The organism is Blastococcus sp. SYSU DS0533 (assembly GCF_054050775.1).
In genome coordinates this window covers 94,175-107,156 of the sequence record NZ_JBJGZZ010000005.1, presented here as the reverse complement: position 1 = coordinate 107,156, position 12,982 = coordinate 94,175, and the positions used below count along the sequence as shown (strand labels likewise).

12 protein-coding genes and 1 tRNA gene are annotated in these 12,982 nt (G+C 75.6%); 5 read left to right on the top strand and 8 right to left on the bottom strand.

Going from position 1 to position 12,982, the window contains the following annotated elements:
• Positions 1-12: 12 nt before the first annotated feature.
• Positions 13-852 (bottom strand): 16S rRNA (cytidine(1402)-2'-O)-methyltransferase, encoded by an 840-nt coding sequence (rsmI, locus tag ACI79W_RS08480; protein ID WP_456561635.1) that lies wholly within the window; start codon positions 850-852, stop codon positions 13-15.
• A 101-nt stretch (positions 853-953) separates the two neighbouring features.
• Here rsmI and ACI79W_RS08475 point away from each other — a divergent pair, with 101 nt between their 5' ends.
• Positions 954-2,489, top strand: a complete 1,536-nt coding sequence (locus tag ACI79W_RS08475) for a dolichyl-phosphate-mannose--protein mannosyltransferase (RefSeq protein WP_456561634.1) — start codon at positions 954-956, stop codon at positions 2,487-2,489.
• A gap of 16 nt (positions 2,490-2,505) precedes the next feature.
• Here the strand turns inward: ACI79W_RS08475 and ACI79W_RS08470 are convergent, their stop codons facing one another.
• The 7 genes from ACI79W_RS08470 to galU all read right to left on the bottom strand — a co-directional run bounded on the left by ACI79W_RS08470 (position 2,506) and on the right by galU (position 8,123).
• Positions 2,506-3,030 (bottom strand): DUF4396 domain-containing protein, encoded by a 525-nt coding sequence (locus ACI79W_RS08470; protein ID WP_456561633.1) that lies wholly within the window; start codon positions 3,028-3,030, stop codon positions 2,506-2,508.
• 314 nt (positions 3,031-3,344) lie between these two features.
• A complete protein-coding gene (locus ACI79W_RS08465; protein ID WP_456561632.1) occupies positions 3,345-3,794 on the bottom strand; it encodes a TetR family transcriptional regulator in 450 nt (149 codons plus the stop codon).
• Between the two features lie 134 nt (positions 3,795-3,928).
• Positions 3,929-4,005: transfer RNA gene (locus tag ACI79W_RS08460), tRNA-Ala, on the bottom strand.
• 109 nt (positions 4,006-4,114) lie between these two features.
• On the bottom strand, positions 4,115-4,831 hold the full coding sequence (gene sepX, locus ACI79W_RS08455; protein WP_456561631.1) for a divisome protein SepX/GlpR: 717 nt from the start codon (positions 4,829-4,831) through the stop codon (positions 4,115-4,117).
• A gap of 178 nt (positions 4,832-5,009) precedes the next feature.
• Positions 5,010-5,642, bottom strand: coding sequence for a GNAT family N-acetyltransferase (locus ACI79W_RS08450; RefSeq protein ID WP_456561630.1), 633 nt, complete (start codon positions 5,640-5,642; stop codon positions 5,010-5,012).
• An 11-nt stretch (positions 5,643-5,653) separates the two neighbouring features.
• Complete coding sequence (gene glp, locus ACI79W_RS08445; protein ID WP_456561629.1) at positions 5,654-7,087, bottom strand: molybdotransferase-like divisome protein Glp; 1,434 nt, start codon at positions 7,085-7,087, stop codon at positions 5,654-5,656.
• Positions 7,088-7,202: 115 nt separating this feature from the next.
• Complete coding sequence (gene galU / locus ACI79W_RS08440; protein ID WP_456561628.1) at positions 7,203-8,123, bottom strand: UTP--glucose-1-phosphate uridylyltransferase GalU; 921 nt, start codon at positions 8,121-8,123, stop codon at positions 7,203-7,205.
• A 27-nt stretch (positions 8,124-8,150) separates the two neighbouring features.
• On the opposite strand from galU, the gene ACI79W_RS08435 reads away from it, so the two are divergent.
• The 4 genes from ACI79W_RS08435 (at position 8,151) to ACI79W_RS08420 (ending at position 12,914) form a co-directional block, all read left to right on the top strand.
• Positions 8,151-8,744, top strand: a complete 594-nt coding sequence (locus ACI79W_RS08435) for a 5-formyltetrahydrofolate cyclo-ligase (RefSeq protein WP_456561627.1) — start codon at positions 8,151-8,153, stop codon at positions 8,742-8,744.
• 42 nt (positions 8,745-8,786) lie between these two features.
• Positions 8,787-10,124, top strand: a complete 1,338-nt coding sequence (locus ACI79W_RS08430; RefSeq protein WP_456561626.1) for an SLC13 family permease — start codon at positions 8,787-8,789, stop codon at positions 10,122-10,124.
• Between the two features lie 85 nt (positions 10,125-10,209).
• Complete coding sequence (locus tag ACI79W_RS08425) at positions 10,210-11,397, top strand: CaiB/BaiF CoA transferase family protein (protein ID WP_456561625.1); 1,188 nt, start codon at positions 10,210-10,212, stop codon at positions 11,395-11,397.
• Positions 11,394-12,914 carry a carboxyl transferase domain-containing protein gene (locus ACI79W_RS08420; protein ID WP_456561624.1) on the top strand — a complete coding sequence of 507 codons (1,521 nt, stop codon included), beginning with the start codon at positions 11,394-11,396 and terminating at the stop codon, positions 12,912-12,914. Before ACI79W_RS08425 ends, ACI79W_RS08420 begins: the two co-directional genes overlap by 4 nt.
• Positions 12,915-12,982 lie beyond the last annotated feature (68 nt).

The following is a 12,982-nucleotide window of genomic DNA, read 5'->3' as shown; positions in this document are numbered from 1 at the left end:
CCTGTGCCACCGTCAGGTGTGCTTGGCGGCGACGACGGCGTCGAAAACGGTGCGCTTGGGCAGGCCGGTCCGCTCCACGACCGCCCGGATGGCGTCCTTGCGGGTGGCGCCCGCGGCCTCCTCCTCGGCGACGGCGGCGGCGAGCTCCGGCCCGGTGAGCGCCACCGCCCGCTGCGGCGCACCGGCGACCACGAGCGTGATCTCGCCCTTCACGCCGTCGGCGGCCCAGGCGGCCAGCTCCCCCAGCCCGCCGCGCCGCACCTCCTCGTAGGTCTTGGTCAGCTCCCGGCACACCGCGGCCGGCCGGTCCTCGCCCAGGACCGCGGCGGCGTCGGCCAGCGCGCCGGCCAGCCGGTGCGGCGACTCGAAGAAGACCATCGTCCGCCGCTCGTCGGCCAGCGCGGCGAAGGTCGCGCGCCGCTCCCCCGGCTTGCGCGGCAGGAAGCCCTCGAAGCAGAACCGGTCCACCGGCAGCCCGGACACCGCCAGGGCCGTCGTCACCGCCGAGGGCCCGGGCACCGAGGTGACGTCGATCCCCGCGTCGATCGCCGCCCGCACCAGCGTGTACCCGGGGTCGGAGACCGAGGGCATGCCGGCGTCGGTGAGCAGCAGCACCGTGGCGCCGGAGCGCAGCGCGTCGAGCAGGCCGGGCAGCCGCGCCCGCTCCACCGACTCGTGGAAGGTGACCACCCGCCCGGTCAGCGTGACCTCCAGGTCGGCGGCCAGGCGGTGCAGCCGGCGGGTGTCCTCGCACGCCAGGACGTCGGCGCCGGCCATCGCCGCACGCAGCCGCGGGCCGACGTCCCCGGGTTGCCCGAGGGGCGCCCCGCCCAGCACCAGCCGTCCGCTCACCCGTCGAGCCTGCCACGACCGGGCCGCCCGGCTCCCCGTCAGGTCCCGGCGCGGGCCCGCGGGTGCCGGGGTCGGGCGGGCGCCTTCACTACCCTGGCCGCATGGTGGTGCTGGCACCCGGGCGGGCGGAGCCCGACCCGGAGGTGCCCCCGCGCCGGCCGGCGCCCCGGCTGCGCCGGCCACCGTTCCCCGCGCGGCGCCGCGACGTCCTCCCACCGCTGCCGGACGACCGGCGGACGGCGTGGACGATCGCCGCGGTCCTGGGCGCCCTGGCGCTGACCCTGCGGCTCTGGGGCATCGGCTACCCGCGGGAGCTGGTGTTCGACGAGGCCTACTACCCGCCCGAGGCCCGCGAGCTGCTCACCTGGGGCTTCGAGTACAACCGCGGCTACTCGTTCATCGTGCACCCGCCGCTGGGCAAGTGGTTGATCGCGCTGGGCGAGCAGGTGTTCGGCTACGACTCCTTCGGCTGGCGCTTTCCCTCCGCCGTGGCCGGGTCCATCGCCGTGGTGCTGCTGTTCCGGCTCGCCCGGCGGCTCACCGGCTCCACGCTGGTCGGCCTGTTCGCCGGGGTGCTGCTGCTCGTCGACGGCTTCCAGTTCACGCTGTCGCGGATCGGGCTGCTCGACATCTTCCTGCAGGTCTTCGTGCTGGCCGCGGTCTCCTGCCTGGTCGTCGACCGGGACGTGGTGCGCGCCCGGGTACGGGCGGCCGCCGAGGTCGGCGCGAGCGGCTTCCGGCTCGGGCCGCGCGGCTGGCGGATCGCGGCCGGGGTCCTGTTCGGCTGCGCCTGCGCGGTGAAGTGGAGCGGCGTCTGGTTCCTCGCGTTCTTCGCCGTCCTCTCGCTGTGCTGGGACCGGGCCGCCTGGCGCGCGACCGGGGTCCCCAGGCCGACGTGGACAGCGGCCCGCCGGGGGCTGCCCGGCGCGCTGTGGGCGCTGGCCGCCGTCCCGGTGCTCACCTACCTGGCCAGCTTCACCGGCTGGTTCCTCGGCGAGACCTCGCAGGGGCGGTCGTGGGCGCAGCGCAACCCGGAGACGGCGTTCCCGTGGGTGCCGGACGCGCTGCGCTCGCTGTGGCACGAGCACGCCGAGTGGCTGCGCTTCCACAGCGGCCTGTCCAGCCCGCACCCGTGGGAGTCGGGGCCCTGGTCGTGGCTGGTCACCGGCCGGCCGATCCTGCTCTGGAACCCGCAGGGCCTCACCGACGCCGACGGCGAGCAGGTGATCCGCTACATCCTGATGGTCGGGACGCCGACGCTCTGGTTCCTCTTCGCCCCCGCCATGGTCTGGCTGGTCTGGCGGATCGTCGCCCGCCGGGACCCGGCCGCGGTCCCCGTGGCGGTCGGCATCGCGGCCGGCTGGCTCACGTGGTTCCTCAACCCCGAGCGCACGATGTTCCTCTTCTACATGGCGCCGGTGCTGCCGTTCTTCGTGCTGGCGATCGCCCTGCTGCTGCAGGACGTCGTCGGCCGGCCGGGGACCGGGTCGTGGCGACGCCGCATCGGGCTGGTCACCGCGTGCGGCTACGTGGCGGTCGTGGCGGCGACCTTCGCCTTCTTCTGGCCCGTGCTCACCGGCCAGCCCCTCTCGTACGCCGAGTGGGTGCAGCGGATGTGGTTCCCCTCCTGGTTCTGAGCGGCGGGCGGCCCGCTCAGGAGTGGTACCGGTGGACGACGGCGTGCCCCCGCCCCCGCGCGATCAGCGCGCGGTTGACCGGGACGGTGACGACGAAGGCAACCGCCAGCGCGACGGCGAGCGCGCCCCAGAACAGGGGCGAGGCCAGCCCCGCTTCCATCGCGCCCGGGACGAGCAGCATGATGCCGTTGTCGACGACCTCCATGACGAGGATGGAGAGGGTGTCCGCGGCCAGGGCCACCCGCACCGCCGCGCGCAGCGGCAGCCCCGAGCGCAGCACGGGCGTGATCGTCAGGGAGTAGCCGAAGAGGAAGGCCAGGCCCACCGCGAGGGCGATGGTGGCCCCGTCGGACCAGCCCAGCGCGGTACCGATGACCATGCCGAGCACCTCGCCGATCGCGCAGCCGGTGAGGCAGTGCAGCGTGGCGCTGACCGCCAGCCTGGTGAGGGCCCGGCCGGTGACCGGGTCGTCGTGCCGGTGCCCGCCGTGGCCGTCTGCGCCCGCGGGCCGGGCCATCTGGTCGTGCCGTTGCTCGGTCATCACGCCTCCTCTCCTCAGGAACACGGTGACTATACCCCCGGGGGGTACACGTGTCCACCCCCGCGGGACCGCTCGGCCCGGACGGCGGGGTGGCCGCCCGGCCGGGCGCCCCCGCGAGCGGCTCAGGCGGGGGCTGGGGGCAGAGCTGCGGGAGGACCAGCGCCCAGAAGGGGTCCAGCCGCCCTTCAGGTCGCGCCGCGCGCTCAGCTCCTGCGACACCTGCTGCTGCATGCCGGAGGAGCTGGCGACGACCACCTGCGCGGTCCCGGCCGGGCCGGCGCGGTCGATCTGGCCGCGCCCCTGGCCCTGGGTGATCAGCCGCGTGAGCGCGTGCTGCCAGCCGACGTAGGCTGCGGCAGCTTCGCCAGCGCCTCGGGGGGCAGCTCGGACATGAGCCGCTTCGACGCGCGGGTGACCGGGTCGGTCGCGAACTGCCGCCCGGCGACGCAGGTGGCCGTGACCAGGGCGTCGAGCGCGTCGTCGCGGAACTCCCCGACGCCGCGCAGCAGCGCCGGCCAGGTCTCGAACATCTGGGGGACGACGGCGACGGCGACGCTCCTCTTGGACTCGACGTGCCAGTGGAGCGCGCCCTTGGTCATGCCGGTACCCGCGACGATGCCGCTCAGCGAGGTGGTCGCGTAGCCGCGCTCGCCGAACTCCCGGGCGGCGACGTCGATGACGAGCTGCCGGGTGGCGGCGCTGTCGCCGGCCCGCCCACGGGCGCGTCGCGGCGCCGGGGAGGCCCCGACCGGTGACCCAACCATCGAACCGACTCCCGCGGGGACGCCCTGTCCCGTGCCGCGGGGCGGCCTAGCGGCACGGGACGGCCCGATCAGCCCTGGCCGCGGACGACGACGGCGCCGCCGGGGAGGTTCCCCGACGGCGCCGATACGTCGTGTGGTGGAGCTGAGGGGATTTGAACCCCTGACCCCCTCGATGCGAACGAGGTGCGCTACCGGTCTGCGCCACAGCCCCTTGTGCGGGTGAAAGACTACCGCCCGCGCTCCCCGGCCCCGCCACCGGGGCGGGGCCGCCCCCTGCCCATCCCGCCGCGAGCGCGCGGCCGGGGCCTGGGGGTGCCCCCTCAGCCGTTGGCCGCCCGGGCGGCGGGGTACTCGTCGATGTCGGCGAAACCGATGTCGTCGTCGTCCAGCCCGACGACCGCGCTGTTCTGCCACCCGGCCGGAGCCGGGGTGCGCGCGGCGACCACGCGGCCGGGGCGCAGGGCGCGCACGGGGGCCAGCGGGAGACTGGGGTGCGACAGGACCGGCAGCGCCTCCTGGGCGACCGTCTCGTGCACCTCCGGCGACGTCCGCTGCACGGGCGCCGGCGCGGGCCGGGCGGCCGGCCGGGCCGGCGCGCGGAGCGACTGGCGGGCCGCGGCGCGGGCGGCCCGGCGGGCGGCCAGCCGCTCGCGGCGGGCGACCTTGCGCAGCACCAGCACGTAGCCGGCGGTGGCGAGGGTGGCGAGCGCCTGGAGGGCCCACAGCCACGGCGTGAGCAGCAGGGCACCGACCAGCGAGGCGAGGGTGAGCAGCACCAGGCCCCCCAGCACCCGGCGGCGCAGCGCGTGCACGTCCACCTTCAGCTCACCGGAGGTGCGCAGCACCTCGCGGTCGATCGACACCCGCTCGGTCTCCGCGTGCCGCACGGGGTCCACCGCGCGACGCCGCTGCAGCGTCCGCCCCGAGTCGGCGGCCTCGAACCGGCCGTCCTGCCCGTCGCCGCGGGTCACCACCATGGGCACCAGCACGACGAACCACAGCACGACCAGAGCGGCCAGCAGCACACCCGATCCCATACGACACCACCTGTCACATCAGTCACTCGCCGGGCGAGGTTATGCACCGCGGAGGATGGCGTCGGGGAGGCGCGCGGGCGTGTCGCCGATGTGTTGTGGGACCGGTGTGGCAGGAGCCGGCGTGTCCGCCGCGACCACCCCGGCGCCGGCCACCGTGCGTGCTATGCCGACGTGCCGATCAGTCGACCGGTCGACCCGGGGCCGACCGCTCCCAGCGGTCCAGCACCCCCCGCGGCAGGTCCTCCGCGAGCAGCGCGTAGCTCACGTGGTCCCGCCAGTCGCCGTCGATGTCGAGGTAGCGGCGCAGCAGCCCCTCGCGCTGGAAGCCCAGCCGCTCGACCAGCCGCTGGCTGGGGCCGTTCTCGGGGCGGATGTCGGCCTGGAGCCGGTGCAGCCCGGCCGGGCCGAAGGCGTGGTCGCACACCAGGGCCACGGCCAGGGAGGCGATCCCGCGGCCGGCCACCGACCGGTCGACCCAGTAGCCGAGGTACCCGGCGCGGAGCGCACCGCGCACGACGTTGTCCACGGTGACCTGACCGGCCAACCGGCCCTCGACGCGGATCGCGAAGGGCAGCGAGGTGCCCATCCGCGCGCGGCGGGCCATCACCCGGCGCATCGCCCGATAGCTCGCGGGGGTGTGCCGGGCCTGCCAGGAGACGGCGGCCGTGGGCTCCCAGGGGCGCAGCCAGTCCTCGTTGGCCAGCCGCAACCGGCTCCACTCCGCGGCGTCCCGGCGGCGCAGCGGGTGCAGCTCCACCGGCCCGCGGACGAGCCGGGCGGGCCAGCCGGGGTGCAGCAGCGGGTCGGTCATGACAGGCGCCGTCAGCCGCCGAGCAGCAGCGGCATGACGGTGACCAGCCCGCCGGCGGCCACCTCGGTGACGTCCTCGTCGATGACGATCAGGCAGTTCGCGCGCGCCATCCGGGCCAGCAGGGCGTCGGTGGCCTCCCCCACCGGCTCGACGACGTAGCCGCCCTCGGGGTGGCGCATGACGGTGCCGTGCAGGTACTGGCGGTATCCCAGCGGCGAGAGCAGGTGCTGGCCGGAGATCGCCTGGACCGTGCGGCGGAACAGCTGCCGCTTGCCGAGCATCAGCCGGATGGCGGGCCGGACGAACACCTCGAAGGCGACCAGGGCCGCAACCGGTTCCCCCGGGACCACGATGACCGGCACCTGGTCGCGCCCCAGCCGGCCGAAGCCCTGCGCCGGGCCGGGGTGCATGGCCACCTGGCTGACGCGCATGCCCCCGAGGGAGGCGAGCGCCTCCTGCACCATGTCGAAGGCAGGGCCGGTGAAGGTGCCCGAGAGCAGCACCAGGTCGCTGCGCAGCAGCTGGCTCTCGAGTACCTCGGCCAGCCGGCGCTGGTCGCCGGGGAGGATGCCCCAGCGGTAGGCGTCGGCCCCGGCGTCCCGGGCGGCGGCGGCCAGCGCGTAGCTGTTGACGTCCACCACCTGACCCGGCGCGAGGGGGGAGCTGATGTCCACCAGCTCGGTGCCGGAGCTGAGCACCGCCACGCGCGGCCGGGGCCGGACGGAGACGCGGTCGCGCCCGACGGCGGCCAGCAGGCTGATCTGCGCCGGGCCGATCGGGGTGCCGACGTGCACGGCCGGATCACCCGGGGCGACGTCGTCACCGGTCCGGCGCACGTAGCTGCCCACCGGGGGTGCGGCCTGGACGGCGACCCGGGCCGCACCGTTGTCGGTCCACACGGCCGGGACGACGACGTCGGCGCCGGCCGGGAGCATCGCCCCCGCGGCGACCCGCATCGCCAGCCCCGGGCCGATCGACGACGGCTCGCTGGCCCCCGCCGCGCTCTCCCCCACGACGGGCAGCTCCACCGGCCGGGCGACGGTCGCCGCGGCGACGTCCTCGGCCCGGACTGCGTAGCCGTCGAGGGCCGCCTGGTCGAACGCCGGCAGCGCCCGCTGGCTGACGACGTCCTCGGCGCAGAGCAGCCCCTGCGCGTCGAGGACGGCCAGCTCGATTGGGTCCGGCTGCGGCACGGCCGCGAGGATCTCGTCGAGGTGCCGCTCGACGGTGCGCACGAGGGGCGAGGCGTCGGAGCGGCCGTCGGCCGGCAGCGGCACCGGCCCGGTGAGCGCCCGCTGCGCCGGCAGCGGACCCGAGGCGGGGGCCGGCGGGCCGCCGCCCGGGCCGGTCCGCCGGGGCGGGGCCACGGGGACGTCGACCTGGGCGGTGTCCCGGTGACCCGGGAACCCCCCGCCGTTGCTGCCGTCCTCGCTCTGCCCGGGCATCCTCACCACCGTCGTCCCGCCGTGCCGTCCGCCGGCACCGCCCCGTGCGGCAGCGCCGGCCCCGGACGGGGCCGGCGTCGTGCCGCAGGTCCGATCGTGCCCTCGCGGGCGCCGGTCAGGACGGCGACGCGCCCTCTGCGGGCAGCTCGGTGACGAAGTCGCGCAGCCACCCGCGCAGCGGCGGGCCCAGGTCGTCGCGCTCCGCGGCCAGCCGGATGACCGCCTTGAGGTAGTCGAGCTTGTCGCCGGTGTCGTAGCGGCGGCCACCGAAGACGACGCCGTGCACCGGCTCGCCGCGCTCGACGAGGGTGGCCAGGGCGTCGGTCAGCTGGATCTCGCCGCCGCGCCCGGGTGCGGTCTCCCGCAGGACGTCGAAGACCTCCGGCGCGAGCACGTAGCGCCCGATGATCGCCAGGCTGCTGGGAGCCTCGTCGACGGGGGGCTTCTCCACCAGACCGGTGACCGCCACGACGTCACCGCCGTCGCCGGTCGGCTCGACCGCCACCGCGCCGTACTTGTCGATGTTCTCCCGCCCGACGTCGAGCAGGGCGATCACCGAGCCGCCGTGCTCGGCCTGGACGGCCAGCATCTGCTCCAGCAGGTGGTCGCGGGCGTCGATCAGGTCGTCGCCCAGGAGCACCGCGAACGGCTCGTCGCCGACGAAGGCGGCCGCCTGCAGCACCGCGTGGCCCAGCCCGCGGGCCTCGCCCTGCCGCACGAAGTGCACCTGCGCGACCTCGGTCGACTCGCGCACGGCGGCGAGGCGCCCCTCGTCGCCCTTCTTCTCGAGGGCGGTCTCGAGCTCGGGGGTGCGGTCGAAGAAGTCCTCGATGGCCCCCTTGCCGCGGCCGGTCACCATGAGCACCTCGGGCAGCCCGGCGCGGGCGGCCTCCTCGACGATGTACTGGAGGGCCGGCCGGTCCACGACCGGGAGCAGCTCCTTCGGGACGGCCTTCGTGGCCGGCAGGAAGCGGGTGCCCATGCCTGCGACGGGGATGACCGCCTTCCGGGCCGGACGGGTGCTGGGCGTCGACATGCAGCGCAGCCTAGCTAGCCTGCGCCGGTGAGCACCTCGCCGCAGGGGGCCACCGCCAAGGCCGCTCTCCGCGCGGAGCTGCTGCGACGCCGCGCGGAGCGCCCCGCCCACGAGCGGGCGGGGGCCGCCCGGTCGGTCGCCGCGACGCTGTCCGGGCGGCTCGCGGGGCTCCCCACCGTCGCCGCGTTCGTCCCCGACGCGACCGAGGCCGGCCACGGGCATCTGCCGGGTGCGCTCTCCGCGACCGGCGCCCGGGTGCTGCTGCCCGTCGTCCCCGCCCGCGGCCGGGAGCTGGACTGGGCGGTGCACACCGGGGAGCTCGCCCCCGGCCGGTTCGGGCTGCTCGAACCGGTCGGCCCACGGCTGGGCCCGGGCGCGCTCGCCGCGGCCGGCGCCGTCGTGGTACCGGCGACCGCGGTCGCCCGGGACGGCGCTCGGCTGGGCCGCGGTGGCGGGTACTACGACCGCGCACTGCGGCACGTCCCGGCCGGCGCGGTGCTGGTCGCCGTGGTCTTCGACGACGAGCTGGTCGACCGGCTGCCCACCGAACCGCACGACGTGCGGGTGACGGCGGTGGTCACGCCGTCCGGCGGATGGCAGGCGCTACCGGCGGGTCACTGACACAGTGGGCGCACCCCAGCCCCCCGACGCCGTGGAGTGACCGTGTCGCCCGAGATCGTCACCATCGTGGCCCTCGTCGTGATCTTCGCGATCGCGACCGTCCTGCCGATCAACATGGGTGCGCTCGCCTTCGTCGCCGCCTTCGTCGTCGGCACCCTCTCGGTCGGGCTCACGACCGACGACATCATCGCCGGCTTCCCCGCCGGCCTGGTGCTGACCCTGATCGGGGTCACGTACCTGTTCGCGATCGCGCAGAACAACGGCACCGTCGACCTGCTGGTCCGGGGCGCGGTCAGGCTGGTCGGCGGCCACGTGGCGGCCATCCCCTGGATCATGTTCTTCGTCACCGCCGTGCTCACCGCCATCGGCGCGCTCTCGCCGGCGGCGGTGGCGATCATCGCCCCGATCGCGCTCACCTTCGCCGCCCGGCACGACATCAGCCCGCTCCTGATGGGGATGATGGTCATCCACGGCGCCCAGGGCGGCGGCTTCTCCCCCATCAGCGTCTACGGCGTCACGGTGAACTCGATCGTCGAGGGCGAGGGCCTGCCCGGCAGCCCGCTGGCGGTCTTCCTCGGTGCGCTGTTCTTCAACATCGCCATCGCGCTGGTGCTGTTCTTCGTCCTCGGCGGCCGCAAGCTGCTGGGCCGCAAGGTCGCCGCCGAACCCGTCCCGCACAGCGAGCACGCTCACGGCACCCTCGTGCGCGGCCACGGCGCCGCACCCGGCCCCGGCGTCGGTGGGGACGACGACGAGCACATCCACCCGGACCGCCCGGCGCCCGTGCGCTTCGAGCAGGTCCTGACGCTCGTCGGGTTGGTCGTCGTCGCCGTCCTGGCGCTCGCCTTCGACCTGGACATCGGCTTCGTGGCGATCACCGTCGCCGTCGTCCTGGCGCTGTTCTCCGCGCAGCAGCACAAGGGCGCGGTCAGCCAGATCAGCTGGTCGACCGTCCTGCTCATCGCCGGTGTGCTGACCTTCGTCTTCGTCCTCGAGGAGGCCGGCACGATCGACTACGTCGGCGACGCCGTCATCGGCTTGGGCGTGCCGCTGCTCATCGCGCTGCTGCTGGCCTACATCGGCGGCGTGGTGTCGGCGTTCGCGTCCTCGACGGCGATCATCGGCGTCGCGATCCTGCTCGCGGTGCCGTTCCTCGAAGCCGGCTCGATCAGCGCCGTGGGCGTCGTGGTCGCCCTCTCGGTGGCCTCGACGATCGTCGACGTGAGCCCCTTCTCGACCAACGGCGCGCTGGTCCTGGCCAACGCCCAGGCCGTCGACAAGGACCGCTTCTACAAGCAGATCCTCGGGTACGCGGGGATCGTGGTGGCCGTCGGACCGCTGCTGGCGTGGCTGGTGTTCGTCGTCCCCGGCTGGCTGTGACCCGGCTGGCCAGGAATACCTCAGCGCTGAGACACTTCCGGAGCGCAGCCACCGGAGCCGCGCCCCCCGAGCGAGGGAGCAAGCCATGCCCGGACCGCTGGACGGCGTCCTCGTCGTCGACCTGACCCGCGCCCTCGCCGGGCCGCACGCCGCGATGATGCTGGGCGACCTCGGTGCCCGGGTCATCAAGGTGGAGACGCCGGGCACCGGTGACGACACCCGGAGCTGGGGGCCGCCGTTCGTGCAGCCCGAGCACGGGGACCGCGAGTCGACGTACTTCCTGTCGACGAACAGGAACAAGGAGTCGATCACCCTCGACCTCAAGGCCGAGGCCGACAAGACGGTGCTGACCGGCCTGCTCCAGCGCGCCGACGTGCTGCTGGAGAACTTCCGGCCCGGCACGCTGGCCCGCCTGGGTTTCGGCACCGACGTGCTGGCCGAGCTCAACCCGCGGCTGGTGACCCTCGCGATCAGCGGCTTCGGCCACGACGGCCCCGAGGGCGGTCGCGCGGGGTACGACCAGATCGCCCAGGGCGAGGGCGGGCTGATGTCGCTCACCGGGTCCGGGCCGGACGACCCGCAGCGGGTCGGCGTCCCGATCGGCGACCTGCTGGCCGGGATGTACGGGGCCTACGGCGTGCTCGCCGCCCTGATCGAGCGGGGCCGGACCGGTCGTGGCCAGGTGGTGCGCACCTCGCTGCTCGCCGCCATCGTCGGCGTGCACGCGTTCCAGGGCACGCGGTGGACCGTCGCCGGGGAGGTCGGCGCCGCGCAGGGCAACCACCACCCCTCGATCGCGCCCTACGGGTTGTTCCACTGCCAGGGCGGCAGCGTCCAGGTCGCATGCGCCAACGACTCGCTCTGGCGCAAGCTGTGCGCCGAGTTCGGGTTCGACCCCGAGGCACCCGGGATGGCGACCAACGGAGACCGCGTGGAGCACCGCGCCGAGGTGATCGCGCTGCTCGAGGGCGCGTTCGCCGACATCCCCGCCGAGGACCTGCTGGCCCGGCTGGCGAAGGTGGGCATCCCCTCGGGCAAGGTCCGCACCATCGACGAGGTGTACGGCTGGGACCAGGCGCTGTCCCAGGGGCTGCTGGTCGACGTCGACCACGCCACCCTGGGCCGGCTCCAGCTGCCCGGCCCGCCGCTGCGCTTCTTCGCCCCGGGCGCCGACGGCGAGACCGAGACGACCCGCCGCGAGCACACGGCTCCCCCGGTGCTGGGCGCCGACGGGGATGCCATCCGCGCCTGGTTGAACGGGCCCCGCGCGTGAGCGGTCGCCCCGACGCCCGGACGCTGCGCGACCTCGTCCTCGACCCCGGCTCGTGGCGGTCCTGGGACTCGCCGGTCCCGGACCGCGACGTCCCGGCCGACTACGCCGCCGAGCTCGCCCGCGCCGCCGAGAGGTCACGGCAGGACGAGTCGGTGATCACCGGTGAGGGCCGCCTGCGCGGGCGCCGGGTGGCCGTCGTCGCCGGCGAGTTCGGCTTCCTCGCCGGGTCGATCGGGGTCGCCGCCGCGGAGCGGCTGATCGCGGCGGTGGAGCGCGCCACCGAGGAAGGGCTGCCGCTGCTGGCGGCCCCGGTCTCGGGCGGCACCCGGATGCAGGAGGGCACCGTGGCCTTCCTGCAGATGATCGGCATCACCGCCGCCATCGCGCGGCACAAGGAGGCGGGCCTCCCCTACCTGGTCTACCTGCGCCACCCCACCTTCGGCGGCGTGCTCGCCTCCTGGGGGTCGCTCGGGCACGTGACCATCGCCGAGCCCGGGGCCTCGATCGGCTTCCTCGGCCCCCGGGTGTTCGAGGCGCTGTACGGCGAGCCGTTCCCGGCCGACGTGCAGACCGCCGAGAACCTGGCCGAGCACGGACTGATCGACGCGGTGGTACCGCCGGAGCAGATCGCGGAGGTCGCCGACCGCGCGCTGCGGGTGCTCTCGGCCCGGCAGACCTGGCACCTCGACGTCCGGGACGCCGAACGGCCCACCGCCGAGGACGGCACCGATTCCGACGACCCGGAGGACGGGCGCACCGCGTGGGAGGTCGTGACGGCGTCGCGGCGGGAGGACCGCCCCGGTGTCCGGCGGCTGCTGCGGACGGCGGCGACCGACGTCGTCGGGCTCTCCGGCACCGGCGCCGGCGAGAAGGATCCCGGGCTGCTGCTTGCACTGGCCCGCTTCGGCGGGGCGCCGTGCGTCGTGCTCGGGCAGGACCGGCGCGGCCAGTCGCTGTCCGCGCCGCTGGGGCCGGCGGCGCTGCGTGAGGCGCGCCGCGGCATGCACCTGGCCGAGCAGCTGCGGCTGCCGCTGGTCACGCTCATCGACACTCCCGGCGCAGCGCTCTCCCGCGAGGCGGAGGAGGGCGGGCTGGCCGGGGAGATCGCGCGCTGCCTGCACGACCTGGTCGTGCTCAAGGCGCCGACCCTCGCGGTGCTGCTGGGCCAGGGCACCGGTGGTGGTGCGCTGGCCCTCGTGCCGGCCGACCGGGTCCTCGCCGCCGCGAACGGGTGGCTGGGGCCGTTGCCGCCGGAGGGCGCCAGCGCGATCGTGCACCGCACCGTCGACCGCGCCGGCGAGATGGCCGCGCACCAGGGGGTGCGGGCCACCGACCTCTGGCGGGCCGGGATCGTCGACCGCGTGGTGCCCGAGCGGCCCGACGCCGCCGACGAGCCGGCCGAGTTCTGCCTGCGGCTGGGCCGGGTCCTGGGCGAGGAGCTGGCCGGGCTGCTCGGCCGCGACGACACCGAGCGCTTCCGCACCCGGCTGCACCGCTACCGCCACCTCGGCCGCTGATGAAGGACCCCCTCCTCCCCACTCCTCGCGAGCTCGGGGCGGTGCCCGGGAGGGGCCGGACTGAGCCA

What these genes read in the sequence shown, in the direction of transcription:
- ACI79W_RS08475 (WP_456561634.1), top strand. Translation starts at nt 954, where the DNA reads ATGGTGGTGCTGGCACCCGGGCGGGCGGAGCCCGACCCGGAGGTGCCC.
- ACI79W_RS08450 (WP_456561630.1), bottom strand. Translation starts at nt 5,642, where the DNA reads ATGACCGACCCGCTGCTGCACCCCGGCTGGCCCGCCCGGCTCGTCCGC.
- glp (WP_456561629.1), bottom strand. Translation starts at nt 7,087, where the DNA reads ATGCCCGGGCAGAGCGAGGACGGCAGCAACGGCGGGGGGTTCCCGGGT.
- galU (WP_456561628.1), bottom strand. Translation starts at nt 8,123, where the DNA reads ATGTCGACGCCCAGCACCCGTCCGGCCCGGAAGGCGGTCATCCCCGTC.
- sepX (WP_456561631.1), bottom strand. Translation starts at nt 4,831, where the DNA reads ATGGGATCGGGTGTGCTGCTGGCCGCTCTGGTCGTGCTGTGGTTCGTC.
- ACI79W_RS08465 (WP_456561632.1), bottom strand. Translation starts at nt 3,794, where the DNA reads ATGGTTGGGTCACCGGTCGGGGCCTCCCCGGCGCCGCGACGCGCCCGT.
- ACI79W_RS08470 (WP_456561633.1), bottom strand. Translation starts at nt 3,030, where the DNA reads ATGACCGAGCAACGGCACGACCAGATGGCCCGGCCCGCGGGCGCAGAC.
- ACI79W_RS08425 (WP_456561625.1), top strand. Translation starts at nt 10,210, where the DNA reads ATGCCCGGACCGCTGGACGGCGTCCTCGTCGTCGACCTGACCCGCGCC.